The organism is Saccharopolyspora ipomoeae (assembly GCF_029952525.1).
GTDB classification, from domain to species: domain Bacteria; phylum Actinomycetota; class Actinomycetes; order Mycobacteriales; family Pseudonocardiaceae; genus Saccharopolyspora; species Saccharopolyspora ipomoeae.
Genome location: NZ_JASAOF010000022.1, coordinates 86,350 through 104,227, shown reverse-complemented (window position 1 = coordinate 104,227; position 17,878 = coordinate 86,350). Strand labels below are relative to the sequence as shown.

Here is a 17,878-nt window from a genome sequence, read left to right as displayed (position 1 = left end):
TCCTGGTTCCTGGTTCCTGGTTCCTGGTTCCTGGTTCCTGGTTCCTGGTTCCTGGGCGAGGGTGAGATCTTACCGTGCCGGAGCGCGGAATTCGCCGGTTCGGCGAGGGTCGGCGGGGTCGGCATGACGCTCGATCCTAGTCGGAGCCGGGTTCCCGGCTTTCGGTTTCCACGCGGTTCCGCCCTGCGCGCTTGGCCTTGTAGAGGGCGATGTCGGCGGAGGCGAAGAGCTGGTCGAGGTCGTTGGGGCCTGCGGCGACGCCGATGCTGACCGTCGGTTTCTTCTCCAGGCGGCCCAGGACCAGGCGCCAGTCGTGGGCGTTGACGGCGGCGCGGATGCGTTCGGCGACCAGGGGGCCCGCCTCGCGGGAGTCCTCGGCGGCGTCGACGAGCAGGACCACGAACTCGTCGCCCGCCCACCGGCACAGCAGGTCGCCGGCGCGGCACTCGCGGCGCAGCATGTTCGCGACCTCCTGCAGGACCACGTCGCCCGCGGTGTGCCCGGCGAAGTCGTTGACGTCCTTGAACCAGTCGACGTCGAGCAGCACCAGCCACGGGATGCGGCCGGCCGCGGCGGTGCGCTCCAGCAGGACGGGGGCCATCCGTTCCAGGCCGAGCCGGTTGGCCAGGCCCGTCAGCGGGTCGCGCAGCGCCGCCTCGCGGGCGGCCATCGCCATCCGCTGGGCCTGGGTGGCGACCCTGCGCTGCTCCAACGCCTGGCCGAGACCCTCCTTGAGGATGTCGACGGCCGAGAACGCGGCGGTCACCGCCCGGCGCAGCGCGGCGGCCTCGCCCACCGGGTCGCCGAGGCTGCGGCAGATCTCGGCGAGCTCGCTGGAGAACCGCATCATCAGCAGCGACTCGTGGACGTTCTCCGCGCCCTCCAACGCGCGGCTCGCGAACGTGCGGGCCTCGGTCAGCACGCCCTCGGAGCGCTTGATGCCGGCCAGCACCCAGTTCGCCATCGCCGTCGCGTAGATGTCGGAGGAGTCGCGGGCGAGCTTGAGCGCCTCGTGCGCGACGCGCTCGGCGGTCTCCACCTCGCCCATGCCCGCCAGCGAGCGGGCCAGGACCGCCAGGGCGCTGCGCTTGACCCGGCCCGGCTTGGCGAGCGACTGGGCCTCCTCGGACAGCTCGCGGGCCGCCGCGAACTGGTGCGCGGCCTGGTCCGGGTGGGTGGCGGCGCGGAACACCCGGGAGATGCCCTCGCGGAGCTGGCAGTGCGCCAGCGTCGGCTGGTCACCGGACTCGCGGGCGATCTGCACGGCCAGCGACATCAGGTCCATCGCGGGTCCGCGCCTGCCGATGCCCTCCAGCATGAAGCCGAGCATGCTGATGGTGTGCGCGGCGGACCCGCCGGTCGGCGGCTGCGTGTCGAGCTCCGTCCAACCGTCGGTGAGCAGCTCCAGCGCGAGCGGGATGCGGCCCAGCCGCCAGGCCAGCACCGCGCGGTGCACCAGCACCGTGGAGCGGACCCAGCGGGAGTCGACGGAGTTCGAACCACCGGCCAGCAGCTCGTCGAAGGCAGCATCGGCTCTGGTGAAGCGTCCTGCGTCGAGCAGTTGCCTCACCAGCCGGTCCTGGGCCGGGATGTGGCCGGCCAGCGGTTGATCCTCCAGCTGCACCGCGACCTCGTCATGAGCGCGTCATGGTGGCCGCTCGGCCGAGCGGCCCCGTGCGAGGTTACCGGTTGCGACCACGTCCGTACGCTTCGTAGTGCACGACGTCCTCAAGAGGCATCCGCTGACGCCACCCGTGCCGCTCCAGGTCCGGAGTGTCGGCGAGCTCGCGAACCGGCCCCACGCACAACCATGCCACCGGCCTGACCTCGCTGGGAACTCCCAGCAGTCGCCGCAGGAACTCCTCGCGGTAGAAGCTGACCCAGCCGACGCCGAGGCCCTCGGCGGTCGCGGCCAGCCACAGGTTCTGGATCGCCAGGCACACCGAGTACAGGCCGGCGTCGGCGATGGCGTGCCTGCCCAGCACCTGCGGCGCGCCGCGGTTCGGGTCGTAGGTGACGGCGATGCCCAGCGAGGACTCCACGATGCCCTCGACCTTGATCTTGCTGAAGGTGTCGGCCCGCTCGCCGTCGAGGCCGCTGGCGAACACGCTGCGCTCGGCGAGCACGTGCTCGCGGAACTGGCGGCGCGTGGTGGCGTCGCGGACCAGGATGAAGTCCCACGGCTGGGAGAGCCCGACGCTGGGCGCGGTGTGCGCGGCGGTGAGCACGCGGCGCAGCACCGGCTCGGGGATGTCGGCGCCGGAGAACTCGCGGCGGACGTCGCGCCTGCGGTTGATCACGTCGTAGAGCTCGGCGGCGGGGGCGGAATCGGTCAGGCCGGGGTTGTGTCCAGGGGTCTTCATCGCGGTCAATGCTGCACGCCGATACCGGTCACCCGCGCTCAAGGTGACCGGTATCGCACGTTGTTCGAACGGATCGCCCTATTTGTGGTGATAGGGGAGCAGCGCCATCTCGCGGGCGTTCTTGATCGCCTTGGCGACCTCCCGCTGCTCCTGCGCGGTCAGACCGGTGACCCGGCGGGAGCGGATCTTGCCCCGGTCGGAGATGAACTTGCGCAGCAGGGTGACGTCCTTCCAGTCGACCTGGACGACGCCCTCGCGCTGCAGGAGGTTCGGCTTCTTGCGGCGTTCGGCGGGTCGGCGCACGGCGCTCACCAGCTCGACTTCGTCACGCCGGGCAGTTCGCCGTTGTGCGCGGCTTCGCGCAGCCGCACCCGGGACAGCCCGAACTTCCGGAAGTAACCGCGCGGCCGCCCGTCCACGGCGTCCCGGTTGCGCACCCGGGTCCGGCTCGCGTTCCGCGGCTGCCGCTGCAGCTCCCGCTGGGCTTCGACCCGCGCCTCCGGCTCGGTCTCCGGCGACGCGATGATCCGCTTCAGCTCGCTCCGCCGCTCCGCGTACCGCGCGACGATCTCCTTCCGCTGCTCGTTCCGGGCGATCTTCGACTTCTTGGCCATGCCTTCCTCTCTCGACTTCGCGTCCCACACCCCCCGATCCGGCGACTCAAGTCGAAAACCGCTGCTCTTGACCGATGAAAACCGGGGTTTTCGACCGGGTGACACCTGCGTGTGTGGCCGGGGGAGTGGTGGGGTCAGCGTTCTTCGCGGAATTCGACGTGCTTGCGGGCTACCGGGTCGTACTTGCGGAGGCGCATGCGGTCCGGGGTGTTGCGGCGGTTCTTGGTGGTGACGTACGTGAAGCCGGTGCCCGCGGTGGAGCGGAGCTTGATCACCGGGCGGGTGTCGGTGGCTTTGGCCATCAGAAGCGTTCTCCTCGGGTGCGCATGTCGGCCACGACCGCGTCGATGCCGCGCTTCTCGATCGTCTTCATGCCCTTGGTGGACACCCGAAGGCGGATCCAGCGGTTCTCCGACGGCAGCCAGTAGCGCTTGTTCTGCACGTTGGGCAGCCAGCGTCGGCGGGTCTTGTGGTGGGAGTGCGAAACCTGGTTGCCGTAACCGGGCTTCTTGCCGGTCACCTGGCAGCGGACGGACATGACCTACCTCTCGATAACGACATCCATTTTCATCTGACTGGCCACCAGGGTAGCGTGTCGGTAGCGAAGATGAAAACCGTTGTCGATTGAGGTGGGGATGTTCACCGATCCGTCCGCGCGGACGCCGCTGCTGCTGGTGGCCGGACTCCGCGAACCCCAGGTCGCCGAGGTGGCCGAGGCCGCGCGCCGCCGCGACCCGTCCGGCACCGCCCTGGTGCACGCCGACCTGCGCTCGATCTCCGAAGGCGTGGTGCGCCGCGAGGTCCGGCACGGCGACCACGTCGACAGCCACGTCCTCGAACTCGCCCACGGCTGCGTGTCCTGCACGCTGCGCGAGGACCTCCTGCCGCTGCTGCGCAGGCTCGCCGCCGCGCCCGACGTGCGCCGCATCGTCGTCCGGCTCGACCCGGCGCTGGAACCCGAGGCGATCTGCTGGGCGCTGCGGCACGTCGAGGTCGACGGCCGCACCCTGCTCACCGACGTCGCCGTCGAAGCCGTGCTGACCACCGTCGACCTCGAAACCTGGTTGCCGGACAGCCTCGGCGAGGAGGAGCTCGCCGAACGCGATCTCGGCGGCAGCGCCGACGACGAGCGGACCGTGGCGCAGGTGACCGTCTGCCAGGCCGAGTTCGCCGACGCGATCGTGCTCGCCGGTCGGGCCGAGGACCGCTGGCAGCGGGTCCGCACCGAAGCCGTGCTGGCCCGGCTCACCCCGACCGCACCGCTGATCCACCTCGACGACCTCGACGTCGACGCCCTGCTCGCCCGCATCCCCGCCGACGCCCGGCGCGGTGAGGTCGACGGCCCGCACGGCAGGCTGCTGCGCGGCCAGCCGTCGCTCGACACCGACGCCGGCGTGGCCACGGTGCTGTTCGAGGAGCGGCGCCCGTTCCACCCCAAGCGCCTGCACGAGGCCATCGACCTGCTGCTGGACGGCGTGGTGCGCACCCGCGGCCGGTTCTGGGTGGCCAGCCAGCCCGACGACGCGCTGTGGCTGGAGTCCGCGGGCGGTGGGCTGGCCGTCGCCCACGCCGGACCGTGGCTGGCGACCGTCGACGACTGGGACGACCTGTCCGACGACCGGCGCATGAGAGCCGCGCTGAGCTGGGACGACTACTACGGCGACCGGATGAACGAGCTCGTGGTCATCTCCTGCGACGCCGACCCGCACGAGATCGTCCGCGCCCTGCGCGACGCCGTGCTCACCGACGACGAACTGGCCGCCGGCGAGGAGGTCTGGGCCCGGTACCCGGACCCGTTCGCCGACTGGCGCGAAGAACCCTGCGCCGAACCCGCCGAATCCGAGCTGAAGGGCAACCAGTGAAACCCGACATCCACCCCCGCTACGAGCCCGTGGTGTTCCAGGACCGCACCACCGGCAAGGCCTTCCTGACCCGCTCGACCGCGACCTCCGAGGCCCGCATCGAGTGGGAGGACGGCAACACGTACCCGCTGATCACGGTCGACGTCACCGCCTACTCGCACCCGTTCTGGACCGGCAACCAGCGGGTCATGGACACCCAGGGCCGGGTGGAGAAGTTCCGCCGCCGCTACGGCGACCGCCAGCGGTAGGTGCAGGCAGCGCTCGGCTCGCGCGGCGGTGCGAGCCGAGTCCCACACCTGAAGCAGCGGCTTAGCCGCATCCGATGGGAGGAAAACCGAGAGATGGCCGTTCCCAAGCGCAAGATGTCGCGGGCCAACACCCGCCACCGCCGCTCGCAGTGGAAGGCGAAGGCGCCCGAGCTGGTGCCGATCGTCGTCGACGGCGAGCGGAAGCTGGTGCCGCGCGCGCTGATCCGGCACTTCCAGGAGAGGTGAGCGTCCCGGCGCGCGTCGTCACCAACCGTGATCGGCGCGCGCCGCGGCCGAGACCGCCGTCACCGCGACGCGCGAGGTGGAGGGGCTTCTCAGCTGGTTCTCAGGGCAACGGGTAACACTGTCCGCATGCGCATCCTCGTCGTCGACGACGATCGTGCCGTGAGGGAGTCGCTGCGAAGGTCCCTGCAGTTCAACGGGTACCAGGTGGAGCTCGCCGCGGACGGTCAACAAGCACTGGACCTGCTGGCCGACAGCCGCCCGGACGCGATGGTCCTCGACGTGATGATGCCCCGCCTCGACGGTCTGGAGGTGGCGCGGCGGCTGCGCAGCACCGGCGACGACCTGCCGATCCTGGTGCTCACCGCCCGCGACGCCGTGTCCGACCGGGTCGCCGGGCTCGACGCCGGCGCCGACGACTACCTGCCCAAGCCCTTCGCGCTGGAGGAGCTGCTGGCCCGGCTGCGCGCGCTGCTGCGCCGCGCCACGCCGCCCGAGGGCGGCCCCGACGCCCAACCCGCCGCGCTGCGCTTCGCCGACCTGGAGCTGGACCCGGGCACCCGCGAGGTCCGCCGCGGCGAGCGCGCGATCAGCCTCACCCGCACCGAGTTCGCCCTGCTGGAACTGCTGATGACGCACCCCAAGCAGGTGCTCACCCGCAGCAGGCTGCTGGAGGACGTGTGGGGCTACGACTTCCCGACCTCCGGCAACGCCCTGGAGGTCTACATCGGCTACCTGCGCCGCAAGACCGAGGCGGAGGGTGAGCCGCGGCTGATCCACACCGTGCGCGGTGTCGGCTACGTGCTCCGCGAGACGCCGCCATGATGGGCAATCCGATGACCGTTCCCGCGCCGCCCCCACCCGAGCTGGACGAACCGCCGCGGCCGAGCCGGCTGCAGCGGGTGTCGCTGCGCAACCGCGTCACCTGGCTGGCCGCGATGTGCGTGGCCGGTGCCGTGGCGCTGGTGTCGGTGGGCGCGTTCGTGACCGTGCGCGACAGCCTCTACCAGCAGCTCGACGACAACCTCACCGAGCGCGCGGTGGAGGCCGCCGAGGGGCCGCTGGTGCGCACCGCCGACCTCCAGCAGGTGCCGGTGGCGTTCTTCGTCGCCACCAACTTCAAGATCAACGTGCTGTCCGCGGACGGCACCGTGTTCGGCCCGGAAGAGCGCCCGCCGATGAGCGTGCTGGAGCTCTCGGTGGCCAAGGGCGAGGCGCAGCGCTCGCTGCGCACCGACAAGGGCAGCAACAGCCGCGTCGTCGCGGTGCCCACCGGGCGCAACGCGGCCCTGGTCATGTCGACCTCGCTGCAGCCCACCCAGGGCACGTTGGCGCAGCTCAGCGTGGTCCTGGTGGTGATGGGCGGCGCCGGGATCCTGCTCGCCGCGGCGGCCGGGACCGCGGTCGCTCGGGCCGGTCTGCGGCCGGTGCAGCGGCTGACGGCCGCCACCGAGCGCGTGGCGCTGACGGGTGATCTGCGGCCGATCCCGGTCAGCGGTGACGACGAGCTGGCGCGGCTGACGGCCAGCTTCAACGGCATGCTCACCGCCCTCGCCGAGTCGCAGGAGCGGCAGCGGAGGCTGGTCGCCGACGCCGGGCACGAGCTGCGCACGCCGCTGACCTCGCTGCGCACCAACCTGGAGCTGCTGCAGGCGGCGGCCCGGCCGGACGCGCCGTCGCTGTCCGAGCAGGACCAGCGGGAGATGTTCTCCGACGTCCAGGCCCAGGTGGAGGAGCTGTCCGCGCTGGTCGGCGACCTGGTGGAGCTCGCCCGCGAGGACACCCCGCAGGCCGTGCACGAGCCGGTGGACCTGGTCGAGGTCGTCGAGCGCGCCCTGGGCCGGGCCCAGCGGCGCGCCCCGCGCATCGAGTTCGACGTGGACCTGAGCCCGTGGGTGATGATGGGCGACGCGACCGCGCTGGAGCGGGCGGTGCTGAACCTGCTGGACAACGCCGCGAAGTGGAGTCCGGAGGGCGGGCGCGTCCGGGTCGAGCTGCGGCCGGAGGAGGGCGCCGGGATGACGGTGCTGGAGGTCGCCGACAGCGGGCCGGGCATCGCCGAGGCCGACCGGCCGCACGTCTTCGAGCGCTTCTACCGCTCGTCGGTGGCGCGGACGCTGCCGGGCTCGGGCCTGGGTTTGTCGATCGTCAAGCAGGTCGCCGAGCGGCACGGCGGTTCGGTGCTGGCCGCGGAGGCCCCGGAGGGCGGTGCGCTGCTGCGCATGACGTTGCCCGGCAGCTCTCAGCAAAACGAACAGCAATGAACACTTGATTCCGTTTCAGGCGGCTGCTCCCCGGCTGTCGGTCCCGTATTCCGTCAGGTATTGTTTGTTTTTGTTGACTTGACGGCTGAAAGACGGCGCCGGGCCAGGGAGTGGACGTGCTCGCACGACAACGCCAGGAAGTGATCCTCGACGAGGTGCGGCGCACCGGAGCCGTGCAGGTCGGCGAGCTGGTGCAACGGCTCGGCGTGTCCGACATGACGATCCGCCGCGACCTCGACGCGCTGGCCCGGCGCGGCCTCGTCGAGAAGGTCTACGGCGGTGCGACCTCCACCATCGGCACCAGCACCGACGAACCCGGATTCGAGGCCAAGTCCGTCCGGCAGCTCACCGAGAAGGAAGCGATCGCCGCGCTCGCCGCCGAGCAGATCCAGCCCGGCACCGCGATCGGCCTGTCCGCCGGAACCACGACCTGGACGCTCGCGCGCCAGCTCGACGAGATCCCGGACCTGACCATCGTCACCAACTCGGTCCGGGTCGCCGACGCCCTGCAGCAGCGCGGCCGCGTCGACCGCACCGTCGTGCTCACCGGCGGCGTGCGCACGCCCTCCGACGCGCTGGTCGGACCGGTGGCCGTGCAGTCGCTGCGCTCGCTGCACCTGGACCTGGTGTTCCTCGGCGTGCACGGGATGGCGCCGCGCGCCGGATTCACCACGCCGAACCTCAACGAGAGCGAGACCAACCGGGCCTTCGCCGAGGCCGCGGGTCGGTTGGTGGTGGTCGCCGACAGCTCCAAGTGGTCGACCGTCGGGATCTCGACGATCGTCGATTTCGACGAGGTCGACCTGCTGATCAGCGATCAGGGGCTGCCGCCCGAGGCGCGCGAGCTGCTGGGCGAGCACGTCGAGCTGCTGCTGGCAGATCAGCAGCCAACGGAGGAGGACGAGTGAAGCGCACCGCGCGCCGCCTGGCCGACGGCCGGGAGATCATCTACTTCGACGACGACGGCGCCCAGGAGCGCACCGCGGAGGACACCCGCGAGCTGCCGCCCCAGGCGCCGGCGTCGGAGATGCGGCGTGATCCGCTGACCGGTGAGTGGGTGGGCATCGCCGCGCACCGGCAGTCCCGCACCTACAAGCCGCCGGCGGAGATGTGCCCGCTGTGCCCGAGCGCCCCGGGGCGTCCCAGCGAGATCCCCGAGCCCGACTACGACATCGTCGTCTTCGAGAACCAGTTCCCGTCGTTCGCCCAAGGGATCCCCGGCGAGGCGGGTGTCGTGGACGGGATGCCGATGGTTCCGGCCGCGCCCGCGCGGGGCCGCTGCGAGGTCGTCTGCTTCACCTCCGACCACCACTCCTCGTTCGGTTCGCTGAGCGCGAAGCGGGTGCGCGGCGTCGTCGACGTCTGGGCCGACCGCACCGCCGCGCTCAACGAGACGCCCGGTGTCGAGCAGGTCTTCTGCTTCGAGAACCGCGGCGAGGAGATCGGCGTGACGCTGCACCACCCGCACGGGCAGATCTACGGCTACCCGTTCGTCACGCCCAAGACCGCGACGATGCTGCGCGTCGCCGAGCAGTACCGCGCCGAGCACGGCACGCACGTCATGGGCGACGTGCTGGCCGCCGAGCGCGCCTCCGGCGAGCGGGTGCTGGTCGACTCCGAGCACTGGACGGCGTTCGTGCCCGCGGCCGCGCGCTGGCCCGTCGAGGTGCAGGTCGTGCCGCACCGCCAGGTCCCCGACATCGCCGCGCTCACCGACGCCGAGCGCGACGACTTCGCCACCACCTACCTGGACGTGCTCGGGCGCCTGGACCGGCTCTACGACAAGCCGCTGCCCTACATCGCCGCCTGGCACCAGGCCCCGGTCAACACCGGCCGCGACCTGTCGTGGCTGCACCTGGAGCTGTTCTCGGTGCTGCGCAGCGCGGACAAGCTGAAGTACCTCGCGGGCTCGGAGTCCGGCATGGGTGTGTGGATCAACGACGCGACCCCGGAGCAGATCGCCGCCCGCCTGCGCTGAGCGCGGCAGCGGGTCCGAACCGGCCGCGTCGACCGGTCGGTTCGGACCGGAACTCCCGACCCGCTCTCGCCTTTCGGGCGGTTCGACGGGGTAGGTGAGGACGATCATGGCGACTTATCATCCGGGACCACAGCCAGATCTCAGGCACTTCTCAGACGCCCGGAGCACAGTGGGAGCCATGACCGAACACACCCCGGAATTCGGTGACAAGCCGGACGAGCCGAAGCCGAGCGGAGAAGGCGTCGGCGCGGGCGAAACCCCTCAGTCCGGGGTGTCGTCCCAGCAGCCGAACACTGCCGAGGCCCAGCCCGGTTCGGCGAGCCAGCCGACGCAGCCGACCCAGTACCAGCCCGGCCAGCCCAACCAGCCCGGCCAGCCCGGTTCGCAGCAACCCGGCCCGTACGGCCAGGACCCCTACGCGCAGCAGCACCCGTACGGCGTGCACCAGCAGCCGCAGCAGACCCAGCAGTTCGGGCAGCAGCCCTGGTACACCTCGGGCCAGGCGACGCAGCAGAAGAAGTCCGGCCGTGGCCTGGCCACCGGTGTGGCCGTGCTCGCGCTGGTGTGTGGCCTGGTCGGAGGCGGTGTCGGCGGCTTCGTCGGGCACCAGCTCGCCGGTGACACCAGCACCGGGGCCAGCGCGCTCGACGAGTCCAAGCCCGCCCGCAGCGCCAGCACCGCGCCGCAGGGGTCGGTGCAGCAGGTCGCGCAGAAGGTCCTGCCGAGCGTCGTGCAGATCCAGATCGCCAGCTCGCAGGGCTCCGGCGAGGGCTCGGGCATCGTGCTCAGCAGCGACGGCCTCATCCTCACGAACAACCACGTCGCCGAGGGCGGCCAGGGTGGTCGGCTGACCGCGCTGTTCCACGACAACCGCACCGCGCCGCTGCGCGTCGTGGGCACCGACCCGAACTCGGACCTGGCGGTGGTCAAGGCCGACATCACCGGGCTGACCCCGGCCGAGCTCGGCCGCAGCGACGACCTGCCGGTCGGCTCGCAGGTCGTGGCGATCGGTTCGCCGTTCGGCCTGTCCGGGACCGTGACCAGCGGCATCGTCAGCGCCAAGGACCGCCCGGTGCGCGCGGGCGGCGAGTCGGGCAGCCAGGACACCGTCCTCAACGCGCTGCAGACCGACGCCGCGATCAACCCCGGGAACTCCGGTGGTCCGCTGGTGGACATGGACGGCCGCGTGGTCGGCATCAACTCCGCGATCTACAGCCCCGGTTCCGGCCAGGAGCAGGCCGGTTCGGTCGGCCTGGGCTTCGCGATCCCGATCGACCAGGCCCGCCGCATCGCGACCGAGCTCAAGGAGACCGGCTCGGCCAGCCAGACCACGCTGGGCGTGATGATCACCAACGCCAACCAGCCCGGTGCGATGGTCCGCGAGGTCACGCCGAACGGCCCCGCTCAGCAGAGCGGGCTCCAGCAGGGCGACGTGATCACCAAGGTGGACGACCGGTCGATCCTCGACTCGGACGCCCTGGTAGCCGCGGTTCGATCGCACAACCCCGGTGATCGGGTCAAGATCACCGTCGCCGGCCCCGGCGGCGAGCGCACGGTCGACGTGACGCTCGTCGGCCAGAAGGGCTGACCCTGATCGCGTCGGCTGGTCCTCGCAGCCCATGCCCCCTTCCTGTGAGGCTGCGAGACCGGCCGACGTGTCCAAATGCTTGTCTGAGAACTCGTTCTGCGCAGCGGTGCGGGTAGCGGAACCTCAGACGCCGCCTGGCTCCGGGATCCGCGACTGATGTATGACCAATGCACGGCGCTGCGGCTGTCCTCACCAGGCGACGTCTGAGAACCCGTGGCGGTGCCAGCGGCGAGGGTGGTTGTGAAGACGAAGGAACATCTGGGGAGGACCATGTCCGACAAGACGCGCACCGTGACCGGGATCGCGCCGAAATTGGTGGAGCTCACCGACTCCTTTGACCTGACCGAACCCGACCTTGGCACTACGGTTACCGGCATGGAACGCAGCGCGCAGCGGCTGGGGCGGGCTCTGGTGGTCGTGGTGGACGACCGGATCGCCCAGGGCGAGCAGGAGGACAACATCGGTCCGCTGGTGACCGAGTTGCTGGAAGAGGCCGGATTCATCGTCGACGGGACCGTCGCGGTGGCCGGTGAAACGGTGGACATCCGCAACGCGCTGAACACCGCGGTGATCGGCGGTGTCGACGTGGTGATCACGGTCGGCGGCACCGGCGTGTCGCCCCGGGACGTCACGCCGGACGCGACCGCGGGCGTGCTGGACCGGCCGGTCCCGGGCATCGCGGAAGCGCTCCGCGCCTCCGGGCTGGCCGCGGGTGCGGTCGACGCCGGGGTGTCGCGCGGGCTCGTCGGGGTCTCCGGCAGCACGTTGGTGGTGAACCTGGCAGGTTCGCGGTCCTCGGTCCGCGACGGCATGGCGACCCTGACACCGCTGGTGGCCCACGTGATCGAGCAGCTCTCGGGGCTCGACACCCCGTGAGGCGGACGACGACTCCCTGAGGGGGAGAACGAAAGAGCGGTGGCGGCTCCCACGTGGGAACCGCCACCGCTCTTTCGTCGATCAGCTGGGCTTCGCACCGCCGGTGGGGTCGTCGGGGCCCCTGTCCTGCGAACCGTTTGAGTCCTGCGAACCGTTGGACCCGGTTCCGGGGTCGTCCTTCTTCGCGGAGTCCCCGTTGGCGGAATTCCCGGGGCCGGCGTCGGCGCCGCCGGAGTCACGCTTGAGGACGCCCTCGACCTTGCCGCTCACCGACTCGATCTTGTCGTGGTACTTGCCGCCGGTGGCTTTGTCCAGGCTCGACTTGGCGGCGTCGAGCCCTTTGGCGGCGTGGGGGCTCGCCTTCTCGGCGAGCTCCTCGGCCTTGCCCTTGGCTTGGCCGGCCAGTTCCTTGGCCTTGTCCAGGAAACTCATCGCAGCCTCCCTGCGTCGCTGTCTCCCGCGACGGCGAGATACGCACACACTGTAACCGATTTCACACTCGCTGAGACCGGTTCGTGCGAGAACCACCGCGATCGAGGCAGGATGGACGGGTGACCAGCGAACCCGAGAAGAAGGCCGAGCGCGACCGGCGCCGCAGGCTCGCCGAGATCTTCGGCGACGTGCTCCCGGAGACGACCTCCGACGATCGCCCCGAGCCGTCCTCGGCGAGCACCCGCGAGAGCTGGTACCGCGAGAACCGCCCCCCGCACCACGACGCCCGCTAGGGCCGGATCAGGTCAGTTGCGCGAGGACGCGGTGCCGCCGTTGGTGGAGGCGGACTTCTCCTCGGCGCTGGCGAGGCCCTCGATGTGCGGCAGGCCCTGCTCGGCGCGCAGCAGGTTGCGGATCTCCAGCAGCAGCTCGACGTCGGTGGGCTCGGACTGACCCTCTTCCTTGCCCTTCTTGCGGCGCTCGGAAATCTTGTTCATCGGGACGACGAACAGGAAGTAAACGACGGCGGCCGTGATGAAGAACGTGATCACCGCGTTGATCACCGCGGCGAAATCGATCGTGGAAGCGTTGTTGCCGGGAACGACCGTCAGGCTCAGGCCGGTGACGTTGCCACCGCCGGTGGCGGCGATCAGCGGCTTGATGATGCTGGTCGTGAAGGCCGTGACCAGCGCGGTGAAGGCGCTACCGACGACCACCGCGACGGCGAGGTCGATGATGTTGCCGCGCATCAGGAAGTCCTTGAATCCCTTGAGCACGCTGGAACTCCTCTCGAAGAATGCGGGTCCGGATTTTCCGGATCGATGATCGCCCGTTTCTCGCCACCGATCGGCGCGGTTTCAGGCACTGCGGGGCAGCGTAACGGTAGTTGAATCCCGGAAAGTCATTACCGACGCTCAATGCTCACCCGATTGGGTTACCCCTGTGGTGATGTCCACATCGCTGCGCACCTCCCCGATGGCGAGGACCAGCGCCAGCAGCAGGAGGGCCGCGGCGGCCGTTCGGCGCAGCCACAGCGCGCTGCTCCTGCTCAGCAGCAGGTCGCGCAGCCTGTCCAGCGGAGTGGGATCGAGCCCGGAGCGTGCGGGCATGGCGCGCCTCCTGAGCGTTCGGCGGAGATCGGTTCGTCCGAAGGTAGGGACGCGCTCACCGGCGGGGGAAGGGGTGGGTTCGAATCTGTGGAGCAACCCGGTGCCTGTGGACAACTCGGCTCACCCCTGCGAATGAACGCGGATGCCACCCGGCCGCGGAATTCGGACTTCTCGTGCGCACGACAAAGCCGCCGGTCACCTCGAAAGGTGACCGGCGGCCGGGAAGTGCGGAATCAGGAAGCCGCGGCGGTGGTGCTGCTCGACGACCCCGATGAGGAGGAGCTGGAACTCGTCGACGAGCTCGTCGAGGACGACGAGTCCGAGGAGGAGCTCGAGCCGGTCGTGCTCGACGCGGAGGACGAGGACCGGTTGTCGGTGCGGTAGAAGCCGCTGCCCTTGAACACGATGCCCACGGCGTTGAACAGCTTCCGGAGGCGGCCGCGGCACTGCGGGCACTCGGTGAGGGAGTCCTCGCTGAACGACTGCACCTGCTCGAATCGATGGTCACATTCGGTGCAGGCGTACTGATATGTGGGCACGGCCGCGAACCTCCGAAATCTGGGCTTGGCACTCAAACTACGGGAGTGCTAACCCGATAATGCTAGATCAGGGGTGTCCAGTGCAAACAGCGCTACGTCACACCGGAAGCCGCACGACCCCGCGCGAGGGCGTGACGACGCTGGTCATCCGCACGTCGTGGTCCTCACCGGGCAGCGCGGGCACGAACTCGGAATCCCGCACGACGCCCAGCAGCTCGGCCGCCGAATCGCGCAGCGGCAGCGACCGGTCGTAGTGACCGGCCCCACGCCCCAGCCGGACCCCCCGGTGATCGATGCCCAGAGCCGGGACGAGGACCACCTCGGCGCGGGAGATCGCGTCGGGGCCCAGCCGCTCGCCCGCGGGCTCCAGCAGTCCGAACGTCGCCGGTTCCAGCGAGTCCGGACCGGTGTACTCGGCCCAGTCCAGCGGCTGCTTCCGGCGCACGATCGGCAGCAGCACCCGCAGCCCGGCCTCGCGCAGCAGCGCGGGCAGATCGGCGCCCGGCTCCGGCCCGACCGGCACGTACGCGGCCACCACGTTCAGGTCCCGCTGCCGCAACCAGCCGAGCAGGCTCGTCAGCAGCGCGCGGTCGTCGGCCTGCCGGGTTGGTTCGTCCAGTTCGTCGCGCTGGCGCAACAGTCGGCTCCGCCAGTCCGCTTTCGACGTACAGAATTCATCCAGTGAGCTCACGGGTTCACTCTAGGTTCGACCGATAAGCTGCGGCGTCATGAGCAGCCCGACGAGCACGCCGACCGCGTTCCGGACCGCCATCGTGCCGGCGGCAGGCCTGGGAACCAGGTTCCTGCCCACCACCAAAGCCGTGCCCAAGGAGTTGCTCCCGGTCGTGGACACGCCCGGGATCGAGCTGGTGGCGTCCGAGGCGGCCGAGGCCGGTGCGCAACGCCTGATCATCGTCACCTCGCCGGACAAGGGCGCCGTCGCCGACTACTTCCAGCCGAACCCCGAGCTGGAGCAGACCCTCAAGGCCCGGGGCAAGGACGGCCTGCTGGCCAAGGTGCACCGGGCGTCGGAGCTCATCGAGGCCGAGACCGCGCTCCAGGAGAAGGCGCTCGGGCTGGGCCACGCGGTGGGATGCGCCGAGGACTCCCTCGGCGACGACGATGACGCGGTCGCCGTCCTGCTGCCCGACGACCTCGTGCTGCCGACCGGGGTGCTGAAGCGGATGGCCGAGGTCCGCGCCCGCTACGGCGGCAGCGTGCTGTGCGCCTTCGACGTGCCCCGCGAGCACATCTCCGCCTACGGCGTCTTCGACGTCGCCGACACCGACGCCGACGACGTCAAGATCGTCAACGGGATGGTCGAGAAGCCCGCCCCGGGCGACGCGCCGTCGACGCTGGCCGCGGCGGGCCGATACCTGCTGGACCGGGCCATCTTCGACGCGCTGCGCCGCATCGAGCCCGGCGCCGGTGGCGAACTTCAGCTCACCGATGCCGTAGCGTTGCTGATCTCGGAGGGACACCCGGTTCACGTCGTGGTCCATCACGGTGGGCGACACGACTTGGGAAATCCTGGCGGTTTCCTGAAAGCTGCGGTGGACTTCGCGCTAGCGGATCCCGAGTACGGGCCGGACCTGCGGGACTGGCTCGCCGAGCGGATCGACAGAAGCTGATGCCGAACGCCGGGTAGGCCCACCCCGGCGCCGGTGAGGAGCGGGGAAGAGGCGACAGCCATGAGGTCAGTGGACGAGCAGCTGGCGCGCGTGCTCACGGCCGCCGTCCGGCCCGCCCCTGTTCGGGTGGCGATCTCCGAGGCGCAGGGACTGCTGTGCGCCGAGGAGGTCGTGGCCGAACGGGCGCTGCCCGGATTCGACCAGGCCGCGGTCGACGGCTACGCGGTGCGCAGCGTCGACGTGCAGTCGGCAGCCGAGGAGTCCGTGGTGCTGCCGGTGGTCGGGGAGATCCCGGCCGGTTCGCGGCAGCCGCGCAGGCTCCAGCCCGGTCAGGCGGTGCGGGTCGCCACGGGTGCCCCGCTGCCCACCCTGGCCGACGCCGTGGTGCCGCTGGGCTACACCGACGAGCACCCGGCCAAGATCACCGTCGAGCAGCCGGTCCCGTCCGCCGCGTTCGTCCGCCGGACCGGCGAGGACGTGCAGACCGGCGACGTCGCCGTCCGCCGCGGCGCGCCCATCGGCTCGGCCCAGGTCGGACTGCTGGCCGCCGTCGGCCGCGACAAGGTGCTGGTCCACCCGCGTCCGCGCGTCTCGATCATCTCGCTGGGCGACGAGCTCGTCGACGTCGACCGCACGCCCGGCCAGGGCCAGGTCTACGACGTCAACTCCTACGCGCTGTCCGCGGCCGCCCGCGACGCCGGCGCCGAGGTCACCCGCGTCGGCATCGCCAGCAACGACCCGCGCCGGTTGCGCGAGGTCGTCGAGGGGCGGCTGCTGCTGTCCGAGATCGTGGTCATCGCCGGTGGCGTCGGCGGCGCCGCCGGTGGCGACGTGCGCTCCGCGCTGGCCGACCTCGGCTCGCTCGACGACGACCGGGTCGCGATGCAGCCCGGCTCGGTGCAGAGCTTCGGGCGGCTCGGCCCCGACGAGATCCCGACGTTCGTGCTGCCCGGCAACCCGGTCAGCGCGCTGGTGGTCTTCGAGGTCCTGGTCCGGCCGCTGATCCGCTCCGCGCTCGGCAAGGAGAACCCGCACCGCCGCAGCGTCTCCGCCGAGCTGCTCTCGCCGATCACCGCGACCAAGGCCCGTCGCGGATTCCTGCGCGGCCAGCTGCTGCGCGACCCCAAGAACGGCTCCTACCTGGTGCAACCGCTGGGCACCTCCGGTTCGCACCTGCTGGCCTCGCTGGCCGAGGCGAACTGCCTGATCGTCGTGGACGAGGACATCACGGAGGTCGCGGCGGGCGAGGACGTGCAGGTGCGGTTCCTCTCGCAGCGTTCGTGAGCCCGGATGCAGCCCACCGACGCTGATGGGTTCCCGATCGGCCGCCACCCGGGCTGGCCGGCGCGGCTCGGCCCGCTGCGCACCGCGCGCGGTGCGGTGGCGCTGCGCCCGCCCCGGCTGCGCGACGGCGGGATCTGGAGCCGGACCCGGCTGCAGGACCGCGACTACCTGCAGAAGTGGGAGCCGACGGCGCTCGGTGGCTGGCGGGAGCGCAACGCCCCCGCCGCCTGGCCCGCCCAGTGGGCGGCGCTGCGCGGGATGGCCCGCCGGGGTCAGGCGCTGCCGTTCGCGGTCATCGTGGACGGCGAGTTCGCCGGTCAGCTGACCGTCGGCAACGTGGTGCGCGGCGCGCTGCGCTCGGCGTGGATCGGTTACTGGGTGGCGAGCAGGCTCGCGGGCGGGGGAGTGGCGCCCGCCGCGGTGGCGCTGGCCGTCGACCACTGCTTCGGCCCGGTCGGTCTGCACCGGCTGGAGGCCACCGTCCGGCCGGAGAACGAGCGCAGCATCCGCGTCCTGGAGAAGTCGGGCTTCCGCCGCGAAGGGCTCTTCCAGCGCTACCTCGACGTCGCGGGCTCGTGGCGGGACCACTACGTCTACGCGCTGACGACCGAGGAGGTCCCGGACGGCGCGGTCACCCGGCTCGTCCGCTCCGGCGGCGCCAGCCGCTTCTAGGAGCTGTTTGCCGATCACCTTGCTCAGCGGTGCGGGTGGCAGAACCTGATCGGTGGTGAACGAGGATGCGGCTCCGCCGCATGCCTCAACAGGTCCCAACGGCTGAGATCGATCGCACACCGCGGGCCCCGACCTGCGGCAGCGCAGCGCGGATTGCTCCGAACGGTCGCCTGAT

24 protein-coding genes are annotated in these 17,878 nt (G+C 71.1%); 13 read left to right on the top strand and 11 right to left on the bottom strand.

Going from position 1 to position 17,878, the window contains the following annotated elements; translation table 11 throughout:
* Positions 1 to 136: 136 nt before the first annotated feature.
* The 6 genes from QFW96_RS25210 to rpmB form a co-directional block, all read right to left on the bottom strand.
* Positions 137 to 1,624, bottom strand: coding sequence for a GGDEF domain-containing protein (locus tag QFW96_RS25210; protein WP_281458202.1), 1,488 nt, complete (start codon positions 1,622 to 1,624; stop codon positions 137 to 139).
* 58 nt (positions 1,625 to 1,682) lie between these two features.
* Positions 1,683 to 2,363, bottom strand: a complete 681-nt coding sequence (gene bluB, locus QFW96_RS25205) for a 5,6-dimethylbenzimidazole synthase (protein ID WP_281458201.1) — start codon at positions 2,361 to 2,363, stop codon at positions 1,683 to 1,685.
* Positions 2,364 to 2,441: 78 nt separating this feature from the next.
* Complete coding sequence (rpsR, locus tag QFW96_RS25200) at positions 2,442 to 2,675, bottom strand: 30S ribosomal protein S18 (protein ID WP_281458200.1); 234 nt, start codon at positions 2,673 to 2,675, stop codon at positions 2,442 to 2,444.
* Entirely contained in the window at positions 2,672 to 2,977 is a 306-nt protein-coding gene (gene rpsN, locus QFW96_RS25195) for a 30S ribosomal protein S14 (protein ID WP_281458199.1), read from the bottom strand. Before rpsN ends, rpsR begins: the two co-directional genes overlap by 4 nt.
* Before the next feature lie 134 nt (positions 2,978 to 3,111).
* Positions 3,112 to 3,279, bottom strand: a complete 168-nt coding sequence (gene rpmG / locus QFW96_RS25190) for a 50S ribosomal protein L33 (protein WP_281458198.1) — start codon at positions 3,277 to 3,279, stop codon at positions 3,112 to 3,114.
* Positions 3,279 to 3,515 (bottom strand): 50S ribosomal protein L28, encoded by a 237-nt coding sequence (gene rpmB, locus QFW96_RS25185; RefSeq protein WP_281458197.1) that lies wholly within the window; start codon positions 3,513 to 3,515, stop codon positions 3,279 to 3,281. The genes rpmG and rpmB overlap by 1 nt, the downstream gene beginning before the upstream one ends.
* 79 nt (positions 3,516 to 3,594) lie before the next feature.
* On the opposite strand from rpmB, the gene mrf reads away from it, so the two are divergent.
* The 9 genes from mrf to QFW96_RS25140 all read left to right on the top strand — a co-directional run bounded on the left by mrf (position 3,595) and on the right by QFW96_RS25140 (position 12,036).
* Positions 3,595 to 4,839 (top strand): ribosome hibernation factor-recruiting GTPase MRF, encoded by a 1,245-nt coding sequence (mrf, locus tag QFW96_RS25180; protein ID WP_425524791.1) that lies wholly within the window; start codon positions 3,595 to 3,597, stop codon positions 4,837 to 4,839.
* Positions 4,836 to 5,087, top strand: coding sequence for a type B 50S ribosomal protein L31 (locus QFW96_RS25175; RefSeq protein ID WP_281458196.1), 252 nt, complete (start codon positions 4,836 to 4,838; stop codon positions 5,085 to 5,087). The genes mrf and QFW96_RS25175 overlap by 4 nt, the downstream gene beginning before the upstream one ends.
* Positions 5,088 to 5,180: 93 nt before the next feature.
* On the top strand, positions 5,181 to 5,333 hold the full coding sequence (rpmF, locus tag QFW96_RS25170) for a 50S ribosomal protein L32 (RefSeq protein WP_281458195.1): 153 nt from the start codon (positions 5,181 to 5,183) through the stop codon (positions 5,331 to 5,333).
* Positions 5,334 to 5,459: 126 nt separating this feature from the next.
* Positions 5,460 to 6,155: a response regulator transcription factor gene (locus QFW96_RS25165; protein ID WP_281458194.1), complete on the top strand. Its 696-nt coding sequence runs from the start codon at positions 5,460 to 5,462 to the stop codon at positions 6,153 to 6,155.
* An 11-nt stretch (positions 6,156 to 6,166) separates the two neighbouring features.
* Complete coding sequence (locus QFW96_RS25160) at positions 6,167 to 7,594, top strand: sensor histidine kinase (RefSeq protein WP_281458193.1); 1,428 nt, start codon at positions 6,167 to 6,169, stop codon at positions 7,592 to 7,594.
* A 116-nt stretch (positions 7,595 to 7,710) separates the two neighbouring features.
* Complete coding sequence (locus QFW96_RS25155; RefSeq protein ID WP_281458192.1) at positions 7,711 to 8,502, top strand: DeoR/GlpR family DNA-binding transcription regulator; 792 nt, start codon at positions 7,711 to 7,713, stop codon at positions 8,500 to 8,502.
* Positions 8,499 to 9,572, top strand: a complete 1,074-nt coding sequence (gene galT / locus QFW96_RS25150; RefSeq protein ID WP_281458191.1) for a galactose-1-phosphate uridylyltransferase — start codon at positions 8,499 to 8,501, stop codon at positions 9,570 to 9,572. Before QFW96_RS25155 ends, galT begins: the two co-directional genes overlap by 4 nt.
* Before the next feature lie 178 nt (positions 9,573 to 9,750).
* Complete coding sequence (locus tag QFW96_RS25145; RefSeq protein ID WP_281458190.1) at positions 9,751 to 11,160, top strand: S1C family serine protease; 1,410 nt, start codon at positions 9,751 to 9,753, stop codon at positions 11,158 to 11,160.
* A 375-nt stretch (positions 11,161 to 11,535) separates the two neighbouring features.
* Positions 11,536 to 12,036 (top strand): MogA/MoaB family molybdenum cofactor biosynthesis protein, encoded by a 501-nt coding sequence (locus tag QFW96_RS25140; protein ID WP_281458208.1) that lies wholly within the window; start codon positions 11,536 to 11,538, stop codon positions 12,034 to 12,036.
* 81 nt (positions 12,037 to 12,117) lie between these two features.
* On the opposite strand, the gene QFW96_RS25135 is transcribed toward QFW96_RS25140, so the two are convergent.
* Positions 12,118 to 12,468 (bottom strand): antitoxin, encoded by a 351-nt coding sequence (locus QFW96_RS25135; RefSeq protein WP_281458189.1) that lies wholly within the window; start codon positions 12,466 to 12,468, stop codon positions 12,118 to 12,120.
* 119 nt (positions 12,469 to 12,587) lie between these two features.
* On the opposite strand from QFW96_RS25135, the gene QFW96_RS25130 reads away from it, so the two are divergent.
* Positions 12,588 to 12,761, top strand: coding sequence for a hypothetical protein (locus QFW96_RS25130; RefSeq protein WP_281458188.1), 174 nt, complete (start codon positions 12,588 to 12,590; stop codon positions 12,759 to 12,761).
* Positions 12,762 to 12,773: 12 nt separating this feature from the next.
* Here the strand turns inward: QFW96_RS25130 and mscL are convergent, their stop codons facing one another.
* From mscL to QFW96_RS25110, 4 genes are all read right to left on the bottom strand, one after another.
* Positions 12,774 to 13,244, bottom strand: a complete 471-nt coding sequence (gene mscL, locus QFW96_RS25125) for a large conductance mechanosensitive channel protein MscL (RefSeq protein WP_281458187.1) — start codon at positions 13,242 to 13,244, stop codon at positions 12,774 to 12,776.
* 138 nt (positions 13,245 to 13,382) lie between these two features.
* The gene (locus QFW96_RS25120; protein ID WP_281458186.1) at positions 13,383 to 13,577 is read right to left on the bottom strand and encodes a hypothetical protein; all 195 of its coding nucleotides are present in this window, start codon (positions 13,575 to 13,577) and stop codon (positions 13,383 to 13,385) included.
* A 233-nt stretch (positions 13,578 to 13,810) separates the two neighbouring features.
* On the bottom strand, positions 13,811 to 14,116 hold the full coding sequence (locus QFW96_RS25115) for an FmdB family zinc ribbon protein (RefSeq protein WP_281458185.1): 306 nt from the start codon (positions 14,114 to 14,116) through the stop codon (positions 13,811 to 13,813).
* A 97-nt stretch (positions 14,117 to 14,213) separates the two neighbouring features.
* The gene (locus QFW96_RS25110) at positions 14,214 to 14,807 is read right to left on the bottom strand and encodes a 5-formyltetrahydrofolate cyclo-ligase (protein ID WP_281458184.1); all 594 of its coding nucleotides are present in this window, start codon (positions 14,805 to 14,807) and stop codon (positions 14,214 to 14,216) included.
* Between the two features lie 37 nt (positions 14,808 to 14,844).
* On the opposite strand from QFW96_RS25110, the gene QFW96_RS25105 reads away from it, so the two are divergent.
* Genes QFW96_RS25105 through QFW96_RS25095 form a run of 3 tightly spaced genes read left to right on the top strand, consistent with a single transcriptional unit; the run spans position 14,845 to position 17,703 of the window.
* Positions 14,845 to 15,747, top strand: coding sequence for a UTP--glucose-1-phosphate uridylyltransferase (locus QFW96_RS25105; RefSeq protein WP_281458183.1), 903 nt, complete (start codon positions 14,845 to 14,847; stop codon positions 15,745 to 15,747).
* 60 nt (positions 15,748 to 15,807) lie between these two features.
* Positions 15,808 to 17,031: a molybdotransferase-like divisome protein Glp gene (gene glp / locus QFW96_RS25100; RefSeq protein ID WP_281458182.1), complete on the top strand. Its 1,224-nt coding sequence runs from the start codon at positions 15,808 to 15,810 to the stop codon at positions 17,029 to 17,031.
* Positions 17,032 to 17,037: 6 nt separating this feature from the next.
* Positions 17,038 to 17,703, top strand: a complete 666-nt coding sequence (locus QFW96_RS25095) for a GNAT family N-acetyltransferase (protein ID WP_281458181.1) — start codon at positions 17,038 to 17,040, stop codon at positions 17,701 to 17,703.
* The last annotated feature ends 175 nt before the right edge of the window (positions 17,704 to 17,878 follow it).